The organism is Streptomyces sp. T12 (genome assembly GCF_028736035.1).
In the GTDB taxonomy this organism is placed as follows: Bacteria; Actinomycetota; Actinomycetes; order Streptomycetales; family Streptomycetaceae; genus Streptomyces.
In genome coordinates this window covers 3,789,686-3,807,492 of record NZ_CP117866.1, presented here as the reverse complement: position 1 = coordinate 3,807,492, position 17,807 = coordinate 3,789,686, and the positions used below count along the sequence as shown (strand labels likewise).

Here is a 17,807-nt window from a genome sequence, read left to right as displayed (position 1 = left end):
GGGGGAAGCGCCATGGACCTCTTCTTCTACGCCGTGCCCAGCCTCATCCTGGCCGTCGTCCTCTTCGGCGCGTATCGCGTGGTGCGCCGCTCGCTGCAGATCCGCAGCGCCTGGAACAGCGGGCTGACGGCGGAGGGGCGCTGCCTTCGGATGTTCACGACGACGCACGGCGGCGGCAATGACACGTCCGTGAGGACCGCGCTGCACCATGTCTACGAGTTCACCGCTCGCGACGGCCGGACGGTCCGCTTCGAGGAGGAGGACGGCCCGGCGACGATCCTCGAGGGCGACTTCGTCACCGTCTACTACGCCGAGGGCCGCGACGTGGTCGCCACGGCCAAGGAGCCGCGCCGGGGCACGCTGGCGGCCTCCACCGTCGCCATCCTGGCGTTCCTCGGGGTGGTCGCGGTGTTCTGCGTCGGCTTCATGGTCACGTACAGCCAGGTGTTCGACGGCTTCTTCGGTTTCGGCTTCGGTTTCGGCGAGGGCGTCGACGACACCACCGACACCGTCGTCATCGACGGCGTCACGATGACCCCGTGACCCTCCACATCTGACGGTCCATCAACTACCGTGCGCCGCCATGGAGTCCAACAGGCGTACGGTCGCGGAACTCGTCGCCGGCCGGTGGGACGACCACCGGCCGGGGCTGTGGTTCGAAGGGCAGGCGCTCACCCATCACCAGGTGGCGGCGGGTGCCGCGGCCCGGGCGGCGCTGCTGGCCGACCTGGTGCCGCCCCGCTCGCACATCGGGGTGCTGCTCGACAACACCCCTGAGTACCCCTTGTGGCTGAGCGCGGCGGCCCTCGCCCGCGCCGCCGTCGCCGGCATCAACCCCACCCGCCGCGGCCCCGAACTCGCCCGCGACATCCTGCACACCGAGTGCCGGGTCCTGGTCACCGAGCAGGCCCACCTGCCGCTGCTCGACGGCCTCGACCTGACCGGCGTACGCCTGCTGCTGACCGACGGGGAGGAGTACGATGCCCTGCTCGCGCCGTACGCCGACGCCCTGCCCGACGCCTCCCGTGCCACCCCGCACGACCGGCTCCTGCTCTACTTCACCTCCGGCTCGACCGGCGCCCCCAAGGCCGCGATCTGCACCCAGGGGCGGCTGGCGGCCGCCGGGCGTTCGCTGGCCGACCAGTTCGGTGTCCGCCCCGACGACGTGCACTACATCTGCATGCCGATGTTCCACGGCAACGCGGTGATCGCCGACTGGGCGCCCGCCCTCGCGGCCGGCGCGGGCGCCGCGCTACGGCGGCGGTTCTCGGCGTCGGGGTTCCTGGCCGACGTACGGGCGTACGGGGCGACGTACTTCACCTATGTCGGCCGGGCGATCCAGTACCTCCTCGCCACCGAGCCGCGCCCCGACGACCGGGACCATCCACTGCGGCTCGGCTTCGGCACGGAGGCGGGGGCCGTGGACGCCGCCGCCTTCGAGCGGCGGTTCGGGGTGCGGCTGGTGGAGGGATACGGGTCGTCCGAGGGCGGGGCCGCCGTGCAGTGGTCGCCGGGTACGCCCGCGGGGGCCGTAGGGCGGGCGGCGCCCGGGCTCGTCGTACTCGACCCGGAGACCTGTGCGGAGTGCCCGCCCGCTGTCTTCGACGCGGGCGGGCGGCTGGTCAACGGGGACGCGGCCATCGGGGAGCTGGTCAACCGGGGGCCGAACCCCTTCGAGGGGTACTGGCGCAACCCCGAGGCGGAGGCGGAGCGGCGGCGGGAGGGCTGGTACTGGACGGGGGACCTGTTCTGCCGGGACGCCGACGGCTATCTGTACTTCGCGGGGCGCGGCGACGACCGGCTCCGGGTGGACGGGGAGAACCTGTCCGCCGCGGTGATCGAGAACATCCTCGCCCGGTACGAGGGGGCCGGGGCCGTCGCCGTGTACGCGGTGCCGGATCCGGTGACCGGGGACCAGGTCATGGCGACCATCGCGGGGGAGTTCGATCCGGCCGGCTTCGCCGGGTTCCTGCTGGCCCAGCCGGATCTGGGGACGAAGATGGCGCCCCGGTTCGTGCGGGTCGTGGAGCGGATGCCGGTGACCGCCACGAACAAGATCCAGCGCGCGGGGCTCAGGCGGGAGGGGCTGCGGTGTGCCGATCCGGTGTGGTGGCGGCCGGCCGGGGAGCGGGCGTACCGGCGGCTGACCGAGGCGGACGTCCTGGCATTGGCCCCCCAGCCGCTCCTGCTGGACCCGGGAGGGCCGACTTCGGCCGTTTGGGCGCTGCGAGGGGACGGAACCCGCTGACGCCGAAGGGCCCCCCGCTCCCACGAGAGGCCCTTCACCGGTGCGCCGCCAGGGACTCGAACCCCGGACCCGCTGATGCTGTATTCCCCGGGGGGTAACCCCCGGACCCCCAGCCGCTCCTGCTGGACCCGGGAGGGCCGACTTCGGCCGTTTGGGCGCTGCGAGGGGACGGAACCCGCTGACGCCGAAGGGCCCCCCGCTCCCACGAGAGGCCCTTCACCGGTGCGCCGCCAGGGACTCGAACCCCGGACCCGCTGATTAAGAGTCAGCTGCTCTAACCAACTGAGCTAGCGGCGCATGACCCTCGCCGACCGCGTTCCGAGTGGGTTCGCGGCTGGCGACGAAGAAAATACTACCTGGTCCGCAGAGGTGCTTCCGACCACCGCCGCTCGGTGATCAGAAGCACCGGGATCAAGAAGTCAGATCGCCAGCGAGAGCAGCACCGGCGCCGCGTTCCGGTTCAGGGTGTCCGCCGCCTGGCGCAGTCGGTGTGCGTGCTCGAGCGGGAGCGACAGGGCCAGGCAGCCCACCGACGATCCGGCCGTGATCGGCACCGCCGCGCACACCGTGCCCACCGCGTACTCCTGGAGGTCGAGGTGGGGGACCGTCGGCGGCTGGGTCTCCAGGCGGGAGAGCAGGACCTTGTCGCTGGTGATCGTGCGCGAGGTGAGGCGGGCCATTTTGTGGCGGGAGAGATGGTCGCGCCGGCTGTTGTGATCGAGCTGCCCGAGCAGGCTCTTGCCGATCGCGGTGGCGTGGGCGGAGAAGCGGAAGTCGACCCACTCGTTGACCACGGGCATGGTCGGGCCGGCGGCGTACTGGTCGATCTTGACCTCTCCGTCGACGTACCGGCTGATGTAGACGGCGGCACCGACCGAGTCGCGCAGCCGGTCGAGGATGCGCTGGAGGTTGTCGCGCAGGGCCTGTTCGTGGCCCTGCGCGGAACCCAGGCGGGTCAGGGCGTCGCCCGTGACGTACGCCCCGTCGGTGATCTGCTCGACGTAGCCCTCGCGGCGCAGCATCAGCAGGAGGCTGGTCAGGCGCTCCGAGGTGATGCCGGTGTGCCGGGCGAGCTCGGCGTCGGTGACTCCGGTGCTGTGCCGTGCCACGGTCTCCAGGACGCGCAGGGCGTCCTGGGCCGAGTGGTACGGCGTCGTCGGCTCGTGCTGCAGCGCCACGGTTCCCCCTGCGGTTGCACGTCGCTTCTCGTCCCTCGTCCACTGGGCCGGGGTTCGAGTCTGCCAATCTCCTTCACGATAACGGGCAAGAGGCCGATAGTGAGCGCTTGTTGACGAGATTGCGACGCCCTCAACTGCGGTCTAGCTCTCTGGCATATGCCAAAGTCATGAGCCGCGTCAGGAGTCACAGCACAGCGCTGAGAAACTCCCGGGTCCGGTCCTTCTCGGGGTCGTTGAAGATCTTCTCGGGTGCACCGGATTCGATGACCCGGCCGGAGTCGAACATCAGGACCTGGTCCGAGATGTCCCGGGCGAAATTCATCTCGTGGGTCACACAGAGCATGGTGATGTCGGTGGTGCGGGCGATGTCCCGCAGCACGTCGAGGACGCCCGCGACCAGCTCCGGGTCCAGTGCCGAGGTCACCTCGTCCAGCAGCAGCACCTGCGGCCGCATCGCCAGCGCCCGGGCGATCGCCACCCGCTGCTGCTGGCCGCCGGACAGCTGGGTCGGGCGGGCGTCGCACTTGTCGGCGAGGCCCACCAGCTCCAGCAGCTCACGGGCGCGTGCCTCCGCCTCGTCCTTGGACATGCCGAGGACGGTGACCGGGGCCTCGGTGATGTTGCGCAGCACCGACATGTTCGGGAACAGGTTGAACTGCTGGAACACCATGCCGATCTTCTTGCGGACCTCGCGGATCTGCTTCTCCGGGGCCGGGAAGAGCTGGTCCCCGGCGACCGTGATCGTGCCCTCGTCCGGCTTGGCCAGGGTCATCAGCAGCCGCAGGATCGTCGTCTTGCCGGAGCCGGACGGGCCGATCAGGGTGACGTGCTTGCCGGACTCGACGGAGAAGTCGAGCCGGTCGAGGACCGTGTTGGACCCGAAGCGCTTGGTGACGTTCTCGAAGCGGATCAGTTCACTGCCGTCCACCGGCGGGTTGGCGCTCGCGTCGGGTTCTTTCATCAAAGGCGTGTCAGCGGACAAGGCGTCGCTCCAGGGCTCGTACGAGAAGGGAGGCCGGGTAGGCGATGAAGATGAAGGCCACACCGATGACCGTCAGGGGCTCGGTGAACTGGAAGTTCTCCTGCGCGAACAGCCGCGCCTCGCCGAGCATCTCCAGGACGGTGATCGTCATCAGGATCGGTGTGTCCTTGAGCATCGCGATGACGTAGTTGCCGAGCGCCGGGACGACCCGGCGGATCGCCTGCGGCAGGATCACCACGGTCCAGGTGCGCCGCACCGGCAGGTTCAGCGCGGTCGCCGCCTCCCACTGGCCGGCGGGTACCGCCTCGATGCCGGCGCGGTAGACCTGCATCGTGTACGTCGAGTAGTGCAGCCCGATCGCGCAGATGCCCGTGGTCAGCGCCGACCACGTCAGGCCCCACTCGGGCAGCACGTAGAAGAAGAAGAAAAGCTGCACCAGCAGCGGGGTGTTGCGGATGAACTCCGTGACCACCCCGACCGGCCAGCGCACCCAGCGGGTCGGCGTGCGCATCAGCAGCGCCCACACCAGACCCAGCGCGAACGAGATCAGCGAGCCGAGGGCCAGGATCTGCAGCGTGAGCAGCAGTCCGTCCCAAAAGCGCGGCATGAAGTCGGCGACAGCGCCCCAGTCCCAGGTCATGATGAAGCACCTCCCGCGCCCACGTCTCCGAGAGCACCCGCCGCGCCCACGCCGGTCGTCTCAGGTCGGTGCAGCTCCTGGTCGGGCGTGCTCCCGACGGGCTTGCCGAGACCGGCTTTGAGCTTGCGTTCAAGTCCGCGCATCCCGCGCGTGAGCAGGAAGGCGATGACGAAGTAGATCAGCAGGACGTACGTGTAGATCTCCGTGCTCTCCTGCAGCGCGAGACGCACCAGGTTGGCGCTGAAGGCCAGGTCGCCCATGCCCATGACCGACACCAGGGCCGTGCCCTTCAGTAGTTCGATCAGCAGGTTGGAGAACGGCGGGATCATCTCCGGCACCGCCTGCGGCAGCAGGACCAGCCGCATCCGCTGCCACGGCGTGAAGCTGAGCGCGATGCCGCCCTCGCGCTGCGCCGGGTCGACGGAGTTGAGGGCGCCGCGCACGATCTCGGCGCCGTACGCCCCGTAGGTCAGTCCCAGCGCGAGGGTGCCGGCCCACAGCGGGACCAGCTGCCAGCCGAACGCGATCGGCAGCACGAAGAACACCCAGAAGATCATGATCAGGGCGGAGGTGCCGCGGAACACCTCGGTGTAGAAGCCCGCGAGGAAGCGGACGATCCACAGCCGGTGCGTGCGGGCCATGCCGACCCCGAAGGCGACCGCCGCCGCCACCAGCGCGCTCAGCACCAGCAGCTGGACGGTGATCCAGATTCCTTGAAGTACGAGTTCCCAGAGTCCCGAGGTCATCCGCCCGTCCCTCCTGCGCACAGCTCCTTCGCGGTGAGGTCGGTCATCTCGGCCTTGGTGAAGCCGAAGGGCCGAAGGATGCGGAACAACTCCCCGCTCTTCTTGAGCTTGTGCAACTCGACGTTGAAGGCGTCCCGCAGCGTGGTCTCGGTCGGCCGGAAGGCGAAGGCGCCGCCGTCGACGTGCGGTTTGCCCCCGACGAGGGGGGCGAAGGCCTTGGTGGCCTCGGCCTTGGCCGACTTCTTGACGACCTCACGGGCGGTGAGCGCCGTACCGGCGAAGACGTCCACGCGCCCCGCCTCGACGGCGTTCAGCCCGGCGACCTGGTCCGGCACGATGAGGATCTCGCTCTCCTTGTACCCCGCCTCGACGGCGTACTGGATCTCGGCATAGCCGGTCCCGGTGGCGAACTTGGCCTTCTTCTCGACGACGTCCTTGTAGTCGTGCAGGCCCTTCGGATTGCCCTTGCGCACGATGAAGGAGTCGAGCATCTGATAGTCGGGGTCGGAGAAGATGACCTGCTCACAGCGCTCGGGATTGACGTACATCCCGGCGGCGACGACGTCGAACTGCTGCGAGTTCAGCCCGGGTATCAGGGACCCGAACTCGGTGGGCACGGGCTGGACCCGGTCCACGCCGAGCCGCTTGAAGACGACCTTCGCCAGCTCGGGCGCCTCACCGGTGAGTTCACCGTTCTTGTCGATGTACCCGAAGGGAATCTCACCCGCGATCCCGAGCCGTACCACGCCCGCGGCGCGCAGCCGGTCGAGCAGCTCGCCACCCTCCTTCGTGGAGGCCGTGGCCACGCGGGAGCAGCCCGCCGCGCCCAGCGCGCCGAGCGCCGCCACCCCCGCGAGCAGCGACCGGCGTGTAGGGGTGCCCGATCTGTGTCCGACATGTGTTTCGACATGTTCCAGTGGTGGAGCCATGGCGGCGCGGCTACCCGAGACCATGCGATGTATGCACCCTGGAACGCATGACTGATCGGTTCATCGAGGTGTCACTGGTCAAGCGGGGAATCCACTGCACGGCCAAGCTCCTGGACGACCGCGCCCCGCTCACCTGCGCGGCCGTCTGGGACGCCCTGCCCCTGACCAGCGACGTCTACCACGCCAAATACGCCCGCAACGAGATCTACGCCCTCTTCCCGCCCTTCGCGGAAACGGAGCCGCCCCTGGAAAACCCGACCGTCACCCCCATTCCAGGAGATCTGTGCTATTTCGCCTTCGCCGGCACGGAACTCGGTACCAAGTCCTACGGCTACGACCGTGAGGTCCGCCCCGGCACGACGGTGGTCGACCTGGCCCTGTTCTACGAGCGCAACAACCTGCTCCTGAACGGTGATGTGGGCTGGGTGCCCGGCATCGTCTGGGGCCAGGTCGTGGAGGGCCTGGAGGAGATGGCCCAGGGCTGCAACGACCTGTGGCGGTCCGGGGCGCTGGGCGAGTCGCTCAGCTTCCGGAGGGTGTGAGCCCGGCGATTCCGGCCTCGTAGAGCGCGTGCGCCGCCCGCAGCACCAGATCGTCCCGGTGCCGGGCGGCCACGAGTTGCAGGCCGATCGGCAGGCCGGCGCCGTCCGTGCCGACAGGGACGGTGGCCGCCGGCTGCTGGGTCAGGTTGAAGGGGTACGTGAACGGCGTCCAGCCCGTCCAGCGGCGGTGGCCCGAGCCCTTGGGGACCTCCGTGCCCGCCTCGAAGGCGGTGAGCGGGAGGGTCGGGGTGACGAGGAGGTCGTAGGTGTCGTGGAAACGGCCCATCCGGCGGCCGAGTTCCATCCGGACGTCCACCGCGGCCAGGTAGTCGAGCGCGGTCAGGCGCGCGCCGGCGCCGCAGATCTCCCGCAGGCCCGGGTCGAGCAACTCCCGCTGGTGCGGCCCGAGATGCTGGGTCACCCGGGCCGCCCCGGTGAACCACAGGGTGTGGAAGGCGTCCACCGGGTCGGTGAAGTCGGGGTCGGTCTCCTCGACGTACGCGCCCAGTCCCGCCAGCCGCTCCACCGCCCGCCGTACCGCCGCCGCGACCGCCGGGCGCACCGCCACCTGGCCGCCGAGGGAGGGGGAGTAGGCCACCCGCAGGCCGTGCACGCCGCCGGTCAGGCCCGTCACGAAGGAACCGGGTGCCGGCGGGAGCGCCGACCAGTCGCGGGAGTCGGGCGTGCCGATGACGTCCAGGAGCAGGGCCGCGTCGGCCGCGTCACGGGTCATCGGGCCGACGTGCGCCAGGGTGCCGAAGGCGCTTGCCGGGTACAGGGGGACGCGGCCGTACGTCGGTTTCAGGCCGAAGATGCCGCAGAACGCCGCCGGGATACGGACACTGCCGCCGCCGTCCGTGCCGAGGGCGAGCGGGCCCGCGCCGAGTGCCACAGCCGCCGCCGCGCCGCCGCTGGAGCCGCCCGCGGTGCGGGTCGGGTCGTAGGGGTTGCGGGTGACGCCGGACAGGGGCGAGTCGGTGACGCCCTTCCAGCCGAATTCGGGGGTGGTCGTCTTGCCCAGGAGGACGGCGCCGTGCGCGCGCAACCGGGCCACCGAGGGGGCGTCCTCGTCCCAACTGCCCTTCTCCGAGATGGTTTTCGAGCCCTTGAGCGTCGGGCCGCCGCGCATCAGCAGGATGTCCTTCACCGTGACCGGAACGCCGTCGAGCAGGCCGGCCGGTTCGCCGCGCCGCCAGCGCTCGGCCGACTCGCCGGCCTGGGCGAGGGCCTCGTCGGCGGTCAGGCGGACGAAGGCGTTGAACTCCGGCTGGATCCGCTCGGCCCGCTCCAGGGTCGCGCGGGTGGCGTCGACGGGGCTGAACTCTCCTTTGCGGTAGCCGTCGAGGAGTTGTACGGCGGTCAGTTCGGTGAGATCCGTCATGCGTCGCCCTCCAACTGTGGACATCAGCGTCCCGGTACGTACCCGCGCTGCTTGTCGACCACGTTCAGCAGTGGCCTGCCCGCTTCCCATCGCTCGTACAACTCCACGAACTGCCGGCCGAGTTCATCCCGCCAGCCGATCGTGTCCCCGCTCATGTGCGGCGAGACGATCAGGCCCGGCAGCCCCCACAACGGGCTGTCGGCGGCGAGGGGTTCGTGCTCGAAGACATCGAGCGCCGCCCCCGCGATCCAGCGCTTGGCGAGGGCGTCGGCCAGGTCGTCCTCGACGACAAGCTGCCCGCGCCCGACGTTGATGAACCGGGCGGACGGCTGCATGACGCCGAAGCGGCGGGCGTCGAACATGCCGTACGTCTGCTCGGTGAGCGGCGCGGCCGCGATCACCCAGTCGGCGCGGGCGATCAGCCGGTCGAGGTCGTCGGGGCCGTGAATGCCGGTGCGCGGGGTGCGGCCGACCAGCGCGGTGGTGACGTCGAGGGCCTTGAGCGTGCGGGCGATCGTACGGCCGATGGGCCCGGACCCCACCACGCACGCGCGCGTGCCCGCCACGCGCTGCCCCTCACGGTGCCGCCACTCCCGGGCGCCCTGCAGCTCCAGGGTTCTCGGCAGGTCCTTCGCCATCGCCAGCACCAGCGCGGCGACGTACTCGGCGATCGGCTGGTCGAAGACGCCGCGCGCGTTGGTGACCACGGTGTCGGACGCGGTCAGCTCCGGGCACATCAGATGGTCCACGCCCGCACTCGCCGTGTGCACCCAGCGCGGGCGTGGGCCCTCGCCGGGCCAGGCGTGGCGTACGGCGTGGGAGGTGAAGTCCCAGACCAGGAGGACGTCGGCGTGCGGCAGGCGCTCGGCGAGGGTCGACTCGTCCGCGTGCTCGACGCGGGCGCGACCGGTGAGGCGGCCGAGGCGGGGGAGGGGTTCGGTGTCGAGGACCAGGAGTGTGGGAGGGGGATCGGAGGCGGGCGGCGGACCGGGGGTGGGTGCGGTCATGCGGGTCGTCTCTCCGGGGGGTGCGGGGGGTCGTCTGCCGGGGTTCTACTGGAAAGGATGGCCGTCTGACATGCGAGGTTTGACCACGCTCGCACCCGAACCTACCTTCGTCAACACGGGCGTACGTACGGTCCGTTGCTCACCTGTTTCTCTTAGTGAGGGCGGTGCCTGCCATGAGCGCCATGGACATCTCCTTCCTCGGCGGACCCCGCCCGCAGCGCGGCGTCGGAGTCATCGCCCCCTTCGACTTCGCGCTGGACCGGGAGCTGTGGCGCTGGGTGCCGGACGAGGTCTCGCTGCACCTGACCCGGACGCCGTTCGTCCCGGTCGAGGTCAGCCTGGACCTCGCCCGTCTGGTCAGCGAACACGAGACGCTCGGCGACGGCGTCCGCACCCTCACCGCGATCGCGCCCGAGGTGGTCGCCTACGCGTGCACCTCCGGCAGCTTCGTCGGCGGTATCGCGGGCGAGCGGGCGATGTGCGAGGCGATGACGCGGGCGGGCGCGATACCCGCGGTCACCACGTCCGGGGCGCTGCTGGAGGCGCTGGCCGAGCTCGGCGTACGGCGGGTGGCGCTGGTGACCCCGTACACCGTGTCGGTGACGCGAGCCCTGGAGGAGTACGTGGCGGAGGCGGGGACCGTGGTCACGGGATGCGCGTTCATGGGGTTGACGCGGCACATCTGGAAGGTGCCGTACCGCGATGTGGCGGACATGGCGCGCAGGGCCGTGGGCCGCCGGGCCGACGCCCTGTTCATCAGCTGCACCAACCTCCCCACCTATGACGTGATCCCCCAATTGGAGGCGGAACTGCGCATCCCGGTTCTCTCGGCCAACCAGGTGACGATGTGGGCTGCGCTGCGCAGGCTGGGTACTCGCGCGGTGGGGCCTTATCAGGCGCTGATCGATCCGGCGGCGCGGATCGACCCGGCGACGCGCAGTGGGCCCGTGCTTCCGGACGTGCCGGATGTTCCTGAACAGGAACAGCAGTAGAAAGGCTGACATGACCGCACTCGGATTTCTCTACCCGGGCCATTCCGCCGAGGACGACTATCCACGCATCGAGCAGCTGCTCGCCAGCGACATCCGGCTCGACCTGGTGCACACCGACATCGGCGAGGACGCCCACCGGGTGGACGCGCTGCTGCGGATGGGCGCGGCCGAGCGCCTCGCCGAGGGCGTGGAGGCGCTGCGGCTGACGGGCGCCGAGGCGGTGGTCTGGGCGTGCACGTCCGGCAGCTTCGTCTACGGCTGGGAGGGCGCCCACGAGCAGGTGCGCGCCCTCGCCCGCGCGGCCGGGATGCCGGCGTCGTCGACGTCCTTCGCCTTCGTGCACGCGGTACGGGAGCTCGGGGTGCGGCGGGTGGCGGTCGGGGCGACCTACCCGGACGACGTGGCCGGGCTCTTCGCCCAGTTCCTTCACGCCGGGGGCGCCGAGGTGGCCGCGGTGCGCGACTCCGGCATCATCACCGCGGCGGAGGTCGGAACCTGGGGCGAGGCCGAGGTGTTCGCGCTGGCCAAGGAGGCGGACACCGCGGATGCGGAGGCCGTGCTCCTCCCGGACACGGCCCTGCACACGGCGGCCCACATCCCGGCCCTGGAGGCCGAACTCGGCAAGCCGGTCCTCACGGCGAACCAGGTCACGGTATGGGAGGCCCTGCGCCTGACAGACCGCCGGGTGAACGCGCCGGCACTGGGAGCGCTGTTCACACGGGAGCCGATCGTGCAGGTGTAGCGAACGGGGTCACTTTGCGGCTCCGGGGAGTCGGAAGGACGAGCACCGCCATCCCGAGCCCCCACCCACCCGCTGGGGGCTTCGCCTCACAGGCCCTGACGACCACTCCCCGACGCCGGTCCGTGCATTTCAGCCCGTCTGGGGGTGCCCCCTCTGGGGGAGTTTGAGGACGAGGCCCGTTCAGGGCCGAAGCGGGGGTCTGGGGGCGGCAGTCCCAGGGATGGGACGGGTAGGGCCGGCGGGGGCGAGGGAATAAACCGGAGCCACCCTCCTGTTAACGCCGAACGCACACCGCACGGCAAAACCGCAGGAGGCACACGTGGCGGCAGACGAATCCCAGGCCGACGAGATCCGGGGCACCACACACGGCACCGCCCCCGTCCCCCTCTCCGTACTGGACCTGGTCACAGTCAGCTCCGGCCGCAGCGCCACCGACGCCCTACGCACCAGCGTCGACCTCTCCCGCCTCGCGGAGTCCCGCGGCTTCCACCGCTACTGGGTCGCCGAGCACCACTCCATGCCGGGCGTGGCCTCCTCGTCCCCGGCCGTGATCCTCGCCCACATCGCCGCCCACACCACCCGCATCCGCCTCGGCTCCGGCGGCGTGATGCTCCCGAACCACGCCCCGCTCGTCATCGCGGAGCAGTTCGGCACCCTGGAGGCCATGGCCCCCGGCCGCATCGACCTCGGCCTCGGCCGCGCCCCCGGCACGGACGGCGCGACAGCAGCCGCCCTGCGCCGCACCGACCACCTGGGCGAGGGCGCCGACGACTTCCCCGAGCAGCTCGCCGAGCTCACCCGCTTCCTCGACGACGACTTCCCGGACGGCCACCCCTACCGCCGTATCCACGCCGTCCCCGGCCCCGTCCAGGCGACGTCCCCCGGCGGCGTGCAGTCCCCGCACCGCCCCCCGATCTGGCTGCTCGGCTCCTCCGGCTTCAGCGCCCGCCTGGCCGCCGTCCTCGGTCTGCCCTTCGCCTTCGCGCACCACTTCTCGGCGCGGAACACCGTCCCGGCCCTGGACCTGTACCGGGAGTCCTTCCAGCCGTCCGCCGTGCTCGACCGGCCGTATGCCCTCATCGGCGTCTCCGCCCTCGCCACCGACGAGGAGAAGGAGGCCCGCCGCCAGGTCGAGGCCGCCGCCCTCAGCATGGTCCGCCTGCGCACCGGCCGTCCCGGCCTCATCCCCACCCCCGAGGAGGCCGAGGCCTACGCATTCACCCCGCTGGAGCGCGAGTTCGCCGACTCCTGGAACGCCAACGTCGTCCACGGCACCCCCGACGAGGTCCGCGCCGGCCTGGACGACCTCCAGAAGCGCACCGGCGCCGACGAGTTGATGATCACGAGCAACGCACCCGGCATGGACATACGCCTGCGCTCGTACGAACTCATCGCGGACGCCTACGGGTTGCCCAAGGCCTCCTGATCCTCACACCCGTACACCCAGCTGGACCTCACACCCGTACACCCAGCAACTCGGAGATACGATCCGGCGGCACCGGCCGTGAGTACAGCCACCCCTGGCCGGTGTCGCAGCCGATCCGGCGCAGCCGCGAGGCCTGCGCCAGCGTCTCCACGCACTCGGCGGTGACCGTCAGCCCCAGCCGGTGGGCGAGCTGGATCATCGCCTCGACCACGACCTCGTCGGCCGGGTTCGGCGGGACGGCGGTGCTGTTGTCGCTCTCGTACTGGAAGCCCCGTACGAAGGAGCCGTCCAGCTTCAGGACCGAGACCGGCAGGCGGCTGAGGTAGGCCAGGTTCGAGTAGCCCGTACCGAAGTCGTCGATCGCGATGCGTACGCCCATGTCGCTGAGCGCCTGCAGGACCTGGAGCGGTCTTCCCGCCGAACCCATCACCGCCGATTCGGTGAGCTCCAACTGGAGGAGGTGCGGGGCGAGTTCCGTCTCGTCGAGGATCCGCGCCACGTCCGCGACCAGGTCGGAGTCCCAGATCTGGCGTACGGCCACGTTCACGCTCACGAAGATCGGCGGCTCGTCGGGGTGCGTGACCTGCCAGGCGCGCGCCTGGCGGCAGGCGGTCGCCAGGATCCAGCGGCCGAGCGGCACGATCGAGCCGTCCTCCTCGGCCAATCCGATGAACCGATTCGGCGCCAGTACGCCGAACTGAGGATGTTTCCAGCGGACAAGCGCCTCGACGCCGCGCAGTCTGCCGTCTCCCATGCTCACCAACGGCTGGTACTCCAGGGCGAATTCACCGCGGTCGATGGCCGGGCGGAGGGTGGAGGCCAGGGCCTGGCGGGTCATGCGGTGGGCGTTGCGTTCGGGGTCGAAGAGCGTCCAGCGGTCCTTGCCGTCGGCCTTCGCCCAGTACAGCGTCGTGTCGGCGGCCTGCATCAGAGCGGTCGGGCTGGTGCCGGCCGCCTGGCGTTCCACGACGCCGATCGAGGCCGACACCGACAGGCGCCGGCCGGAGAGGTTGAAGGGGGCCCGCAGGGTCTCCAGCACCGACTCGGCGAGGTCGGCCAGTTGCTCGGTGCCCGTCGAGTCCTCGACGAGCAGGGCGAATTCGTCGCCGCCGAGCCGGGCCACCAGGGGCGGGACCGACCTGGAGTATCCCGCCTCCTCGGCGCAGCGCGTGAGCCGTTCGGCCACGGCGGCCAGCAGGTTGTCGCCGACCCGGTGGCCGAGGGTGTCGTTGATCGCCTTGAAGCCGTCAAGGTCCAGGTAACACAGGCCGATTCGGCCGGTCGTGCCGTTCTCGTCGTACGACTCCGCCTCCAGCGCGGCCGACAGGCGCTCGAAGAACAGCGTGCGGTTGGGCAGCCGGGTCACCGGGTCGTGCATCTGCAAGTGCCGCAGCTTTGCCTGGAGTTCGCGGTGGGCGCTGATGTCGGCGACGGAGAGCAGGACGCCGCCCGGCTCCTCGCCGGGCAGGGGCGCGACCGTGACCTGGACCCACAGGGAGTGTCCGTCCGGGTGCTTGAGGCGGCGTGTGCAGCGCAGTTGGGCCTGGCGGCCGCGCAGCACCTCGCGGTAGGCGTGCCAGGCGCGGGCGTCGGAGGTGAGGTCCACCAGGTCGGCGGCGACGGAACCGGCCAGCTCCCCGGGCGTCGTACCGAGCACGTCGGCGAAGGCGGGGTTGGCCTCGGTGACCAGGCCCTCGCGGTCGACCACGGCCATCGCCAGGGGGGCGGCCGAGAAGGCGGAGGAGTAGAGGGGCGTCAGAGGCGGCGCCCCGGTACGGGGGGATGACTGAAAGTTACTCTCTGTGACGGCTGGCCGGATGAGGTCTGCCGCAGGCGTCGGCCCTTCGGACGTTCCGCTCACCGCTCGCTCCCGCAGTGCACTCGATCTCGGATGGGTCTCATCGGAATGGCCGGCCGGGGGGCGGTCGGCCGCCAGGCCGTGTCCGTGCAGGAAAGTGTCAGGAAAGTGTGCCGATCATAGAGGCTGCTCCCGGGCCCTTCCAGCCACTGTTCAGTGTTCCCATGTGACCCGACCTTCTGACAGATCGTTTCTGCCCGCACCTGGACGGCTTCTTCGGGCCCCCGACCGATTGTGACGTTCCGTGAGCGATTCGGGGGTGTCGGTTCTGGCGATTCCTCGGCCCTCTCACCCGTCCGGTGCAGGCAAACAGGGCGTAGTACGACAATCTGACTGAGGCTGGGTGCGGTGTCCCGCGAACCGCTCCCGGAGGTCCACGTGCCGCGTCAGTTCCCCCTGCTCCCCGGGATGGGCCGGTTGTGGGAATGGCCCCGACTGCGCAGCACCGCCGCCCTGTTCACCACGATGTCCGCGCTCGCCGCGACGTCCCTGGTCGCCGGCCCCTCGGTCGCCGAACCGTTCGACACGACGCCCTGCGCCCTCGAGCGCACCGAGGCCCACCACTCCGAGGGCCTGGACACCTGGAACGCCGCCTATCCGCGCCCGACCCGCAAACTCGACGCGGTCATGGTGTTCCTCTCCTTCCCGGACTCGGCACCCCGGACGACACCCGCCGAACTGACGGCCGACCACTTCCCGGCCACCACTCGCTTCTTCGAACGCGCCTCCTACGGCAGATTCACCCTGCGCCCGCATCCGCTGCGGCACTGGATCCGCATGCCGAAGCCGTCGACGGCGTACGCCATACAGCGCGACTGGCGGGTCGCCGACCGGGCCGCCTATCTGCGCGACGCGCTCGCCGCGGCGGACCGGACGGTGGACTTCTCCCGCTACGACCTCGTCTACTTCGTCGCCGACCCGGACGCGCCCGGCGTCGACTCGGACGCCACGAAGGTCGTCAACCTGGACGTCCCGCTGCACGCCGACGGCACGGACATCCGGCGCGTCGTCACGGTCTTCGAGAACCACCCGCCGGACCGGCTGGTCCTCGCGCACGAGACCGGCCACATCTTCGACCTGCCGGACCTGTACCACCGCCCGGCGGACGGCAAGGGCGACTGGGACACCTACGTCGGCGACTGGGACCTGATGGGCAGCCAGTTCGGGATGGCGCCGGACCTGTTCGGCTGGCACAAGTGGAAGCTGGGGTGGCTGGAGCCGCGGCAGGTGGTGTGCGTGCGGGGGAGCGGAACCGGCGGCACGCGGCTGACGCTGGAGCCGCTGTCGGTGGGGCCGGGTGTCATGCCTGTGCAGTCGGGGGCGGCGGGGTCGGCGGGGGCGCCCTGGCCGCCCGCGGCGGTCGGTGCGTTCGGCGCCGCCGGTGCGTACGGCGGGCTCGGCGCGGACGGCGCAGTCGGCGCGGTCGGCGCGGTGCCGGGCTTCGGGCTGGGCAACGGCGCCAAGCTCGCCGTCGTGCGTACCGGCCCCGAAAGCGCCCTCGCCTTCGAGGTGCGCGGGCCGGTGGGCAACGACGTGCAGGCCTGTCGGCAGGGGGTGCTGGTGTACCGGGTGCGCAGCCAGGCCGATTCCGGGGGCGGGCCGGTCGAGGTGATCGACGCCCACCCGCGCAGCGAGGCCTGCTGGGAGGAGTCCGTGTATCCGCCGCTCGCGGACGCGCCGGTCGGGCTCGGTGAGAGCTTCACGGTGCCCGGGGACGGTGTGCGGGTGGAGGTGGAGGGGCGTACGGCGGCGGGGGCGTGGACGGTGAAGATCACGGCGGTCGGGTAGCGCCTGCGCCGGGTTCGGGTAACGCTCGCGCCGGGGCTGGGGGTGCGTGGCGGCCGGGCGGTGCGCCGGGGCGAAACGGTACGCCGGGGCGCATGCGAAAAGCCCCTCGCTTCCGCGAGGGGCTTTCACTGTCTGTGCGCCGCCAGGGACTCGAACCCCGGACCCGCTGATTAAGAGTCAGCTGCTCTAACCAACTGAGCTAGCGGCGCCTGCTGACGTCGTAGACCTTAGCATCCTGGTCGGGGTGGGGAAAAATCGATATCCGAACGGCCGCGCGAGCCGCCCGTACGGCGGCCCAGAGCAGCACCTCGGGCCCCGGCAGCCACGGGTTACGGGTGTCGGGGGCGACCAGCCAGCGGGACTCGGAGGGGGCGGCGGTGCCGGACCGGGCCGGCACGGTCACCGCGTCTCCCGTGCCGTGGCACAGCAGCGGCGGGACGTCGCCCGCGCGGCCGAGCTCCTCCCACCGCAGCAGCGACGGCAGCCGCTGGGCCGTGCCGGGCGCGGCGAACAGCAGCATCCGGGCCCGGAACATCGCCACCGGCCCCGAACCGGGCCCCTCGTCCCAGAGCTGGTCGACCATCCGGCGTCCGAAGATCGCGGGCGCGCTCACGATGTCGAAGACGGAGCCGCAGGCCAGCACCACGGGGGCCTCCGGCTGCTCGTCCCAGAGCGCCCGGGTGCTGCGCGGATACGGTTCTGCGGAGGCGAGCCAGGCGGCGCCGTCCGCGGTGAGGGAGGCGGGGGAGGGCGGGGCGTTGCGTGTGCTGCTCATGGCAGATACATCTACCGACGGTGAGCGCGCCGTTCCCGAGAGTTCCCGGAAATCGGGACAGGGCGGGGTGGCGGGGCGTATCTTGCCCGCCTGGCATATGCCCATGGGGCACCCGTGTCGGTCCGCGTCGGGCCGAGTCGGTCACACCGGATCGACGTGCCCGGGCCCCTCGACCCCCCGCATGAGATCCCTGCCGAACTCCACCATCTTCTTGGCGTAGTCCTCGGTCCACTCGGCCTGCGCGGCGATATCGGCGGGCGTCAGCCGGTCGAACCGCCGGGGGTCCGCCAGCTGGGCCGCCGCGATGGCCTGGAACTCCACCGCACGGTCCGCCGCCGCCCGGAACGCCTGCGTCAGCTCGGTCGCCCGCGCCAGCAGTGCCCGCGGGTCGTCGATCGACTCCAGGTCGAAGAAGTGCTCCGGGTCGGCGGCCACCTGCGCGGGCTCGAAGAGCAGGGGCGCGGGGCGTAGCCGCGGTTCGTTCCTACGCGGCGTGGGCTCCGCCATGTTTTCTCCTTCTCTTACGTCACCGATCTAGTACGTCACCGATCTCATTGCTCCCCGGCGACCAAC

General features: G+C 71.1%; 17 protein-coding genes and 2 tRNA genes. 7 read left to right on the top strand and 12 right to left on the bottom strand.

The window, feature by feature from the left end:
• Window positions 1-12 precede the first annotated feature (12 nt).
• Together PBV52_RS16930 and PBV52_RS16925 are read left to right on the top strand one after the other, a co-directional pair.
• A complete protein-coding gene (locus PBV52_RS16930; protein ID WP_274239209.1) occupies window positions 13-543 on the top strand; it encodes a DUF3592 domain-containing protein in 531 nt (176 codons plus the stop codon).
• Window positions 544-583: 40 nt separating this feature from the next.
• Entirely contained in the window at window positions 584-2,248 is a 1,665-nt protein-coding gene (locus PBV52_RS16925) for a long-chain-fatty-acid--CoA ligase (protein WP_373921877.1), read from the top strand.
• Window positions 2,249-2,471: 223 nt separating this feature from the next.
• On the opposite strand, the gene PBV52_RS16920 is transcribed toward PBV52_RS16925, so the two are convergent.
• The 6 genes from PBV52_RS16920 to ehuB form a co-directional block, all read right to left on the bottom strand.
• Window positions 2,472-2,545, bottom strand: a tRNA-Lys gene (locus PBV52_RS16920).
• 122 nt (window positions 2,546-2,667) lie between these two features.
• A complete protein-coding gene (locus PBV52_RS16915) occupies window positions 2,668-3,426 on the bottom strand; it encodes an IclR family transcriptional regulator (RefSeq protein WP_274239208.1) in 759 nt (252 codons plus the stop codon).
• A 184-nt stretch (window positions 3,427-3,610) separates the two neighbouring features.
• A complete protein-coding gene (gene ehuA / locus PBV52_RS16910; protein ID WP_274239207.1) occupies window positions 3,611-4,387 on the bottom strand; it encodes an ectoine/hydroxyectoine ABC transporter ATP-binding protein EhuA in 777 nt (258 codons plus the stop codon).
• A gap of 10 nt (window positions 4,388-4,397) precedes the next feature.
• The gene (gene ehuD / locus PBV52_RS16905; RefSeq protein ID WP_274239206.1) at window positions 4,398-5,048 is read right to left on the bottom strand and encodes an ectoine/hydroxyectoine ABC transporter permease subunit EhuD; all 651 of its coding nucleotides are present in this window, start codon (window positions 5,046-5,048) and stop codon (window positions 4,398-4,400) included.
• The gene (ehuC, locus tag PBV52_RS16900) at window positions 5,045-5,794 is read right to left on the bottom strand and encodes an ectoine/hydroxyectoine ABC transporter permease subunit EhuC (protein ID WP_274239205.1); all 750 of its coding nucleotides are present in this window, start codon (window positions 5,792-5,794) and stop codon (window positions 5,045-5,047) included. The genes ehuD and ehuC overlap by 4 nt, the downstream gene beginning before the upstream one ends.
• Window positions 5,791-6,723 carry an ectoine/hydroxyectoine ABC transporter substrate-binding protein EhuB gene (gene ehuB / locus PBV52_RS16895; protein ID WP_274239204.1) on the bottom strand — a complete coding sequence of 311 codons (933 nt, stop codon included), beginning with the start codon at window positions 6,721-6,723 and terminating at the stop codon, window positions 5,791-5,793. The genes ehuC and ehuB overlap by 4 nt, the downstream gene beginning before the upstream one ends.
• A gap of 47 nt (window positions 6,724-6,770) precedes the next feature.
• On the opposite strand from ehuB, the gene PBV52_RS16890 reads away from it, so the two are divergent.
• Window positions 6,771-7,265 (top strand): DUF3830 family protein, encoded by a 495-nt coding sequence (locus tag PBV52_RS16890; protein WP_274239203.1) that lies wholly within the window; start codon window positions 6,771-6,773, stop codon window positions 7,263-7,265.
• Here the strand turns inward: PBV52_RS16890 and PBV52_RS16885 are convergent.
• Both PBV52_RS16885 and PBV52_RS16880 read right to left on the bottom strand, forming a co-directional pair.
• Window positions 7,246-8,646, bottom strand: coding sequence for an amidase (locus PBV52_RS16885; protein ID WP_274239202.1), 1,401 nt, complete (start codon window positions 8,644-8,646; stop codon window positions 7,246-7,248). The two genes, PBV52_RS16890 and PBV52_RS16885, sit on opposite strands and share 20 nt — an antisense overlap.
• A gap of 23 nt (window positions 8,647-8,669) precedes the next feature.
• On the bottom strand, window positions 8,670-9,653 hold the full coding sequence (locus PBV52_RS16880) for a D-2-hydroxyacid dehydrogenase (protein WP_274239201.1): 984 nt from the start codon (window positions 9,651-9,653) through the stop codon (window positions 8,670-8,672).
• A gap of 182 nt (window positions 9,654-9,835) precedes the next feature.
• On the opposite strand from PBV52_RS16880, the gene PBV52_RS16875 reads away from it, so the two are divergent.
• The 3 genes from PBV52_RS16875 to PBV52_RS16865 all read left to right on the top strand — a co-directional run bounded on the left by PBV52_RS16875 (window position 9,836) and on the right by PBV52_RS16865 (window position 12,813).
• Complete coding sequence (locus PBV52_RS16875) at window positions 9,836-10,645, top strand: aspartate/glutamate racemase family protein (protein ID WP_274249421.1); 810 nt, start codon at window positions 9,836-9,838, stop codon at window positions 10,643-10,645.
• Window positions 10,646-10,655: 10 nt separating this feature from the next.
• Window positions 10,656-11,387, top strand: coding sequence for a decarboxylase (locus PBV52_RS16870; protein ID WP_274239200.1), 732 nt, complete (start codon window positions 10,656-10,658; stop codon window positions 11,385-11,387).
• Window positions 11,388-11,706: 319 nt separating this feature from the next.
• Window positions 11,707-12,813: an LLM class flavin-dependent oxidoreductase gene (locus PBV52_RS16865; protein WP_274239199.1), complete on the top strand. Its 1,107-nt coding sequence runs from the start codon at window positions 11,707-11,709 to the stop codon at window positions 12,811-12,813.
• Window positions 12,814-12,841: 28 nt separating this feature from the next.
• On the opposite strand, the gene PBV52_RS16860 is transcribed toward PBV52_RS16865, so the two are convergent.
• Window positions 12,842-14,674 (bottom strand): bifunctional diguanylate cyclase/phosphodiesterase, encoded by a 1,833-nt coding sequence (locus PBV52_RS16860; protein ID WP_274239198.1) that lies wholly within the window; start codon window positions 14,672-14,674, stop codon window positions 12,842-12,844.
• Between the two features lie 345 nt (window positions 14,675-15,019).
• Here PBV52_RS16860 and PBV52_RS16855 point away from each other — a divergent pair, with 345 nt between their 5' ends.
• Window positions 15,020-16,459: a M6 family metalloprotease domain-containing protein gene (locus PBV52_RS16855; protein ID WP_274239196.1), complete on the top strand. Its 1,440-nt coding sequence runs from the start codon at window positions 15,020-15,022 to the stop codon at window positions 16,457-16,459.
• A 135-nt stretch (window positions 16,460-16,594) separates the two neighbouring features.
• Here PBV52_RS16855 and PBV52_RS16850 read toward each other — a convergent pair.
• From PBV52_RS16850 to PBV52_RS16840, 3 genes are all read right to left on the bottom strand, one after another.
• Window positions 16,595-16,668, bottom strand: a tRNA-Lys gene (locus PBV52_RS16850).
• Window positions 16,659-17,234 (bottom strand): bifunctional DNA primase/polymerase, encoded by a 576-nt coding sequence (locus PBV52_RS16845; protein WP_274239195.1) that lies wholly within the window; start codon window positions 17,232-17,234, stop codon window positions 16,659-16,661. Before PBV52_RS16845 ends, PBV52_RS16850 begins: the two co-directional genes overlap by 10 nt.
• A 141-nt stretch (window positions 17,235-17,375) precedes the next feature.
• Window positions 17,376-17,741: a hypothetical protein gene (locus PBV52_RS16840; protein ID WP_274239194.1), complete on the bottom strand. Its 366-nt coding sequence runs from the start codon at window positions 17,739-17,741 to the stop codon at window positions 17,376-17,378.
• Window positions 17,742-17,807: the final 66 nt, after the last annotated feature.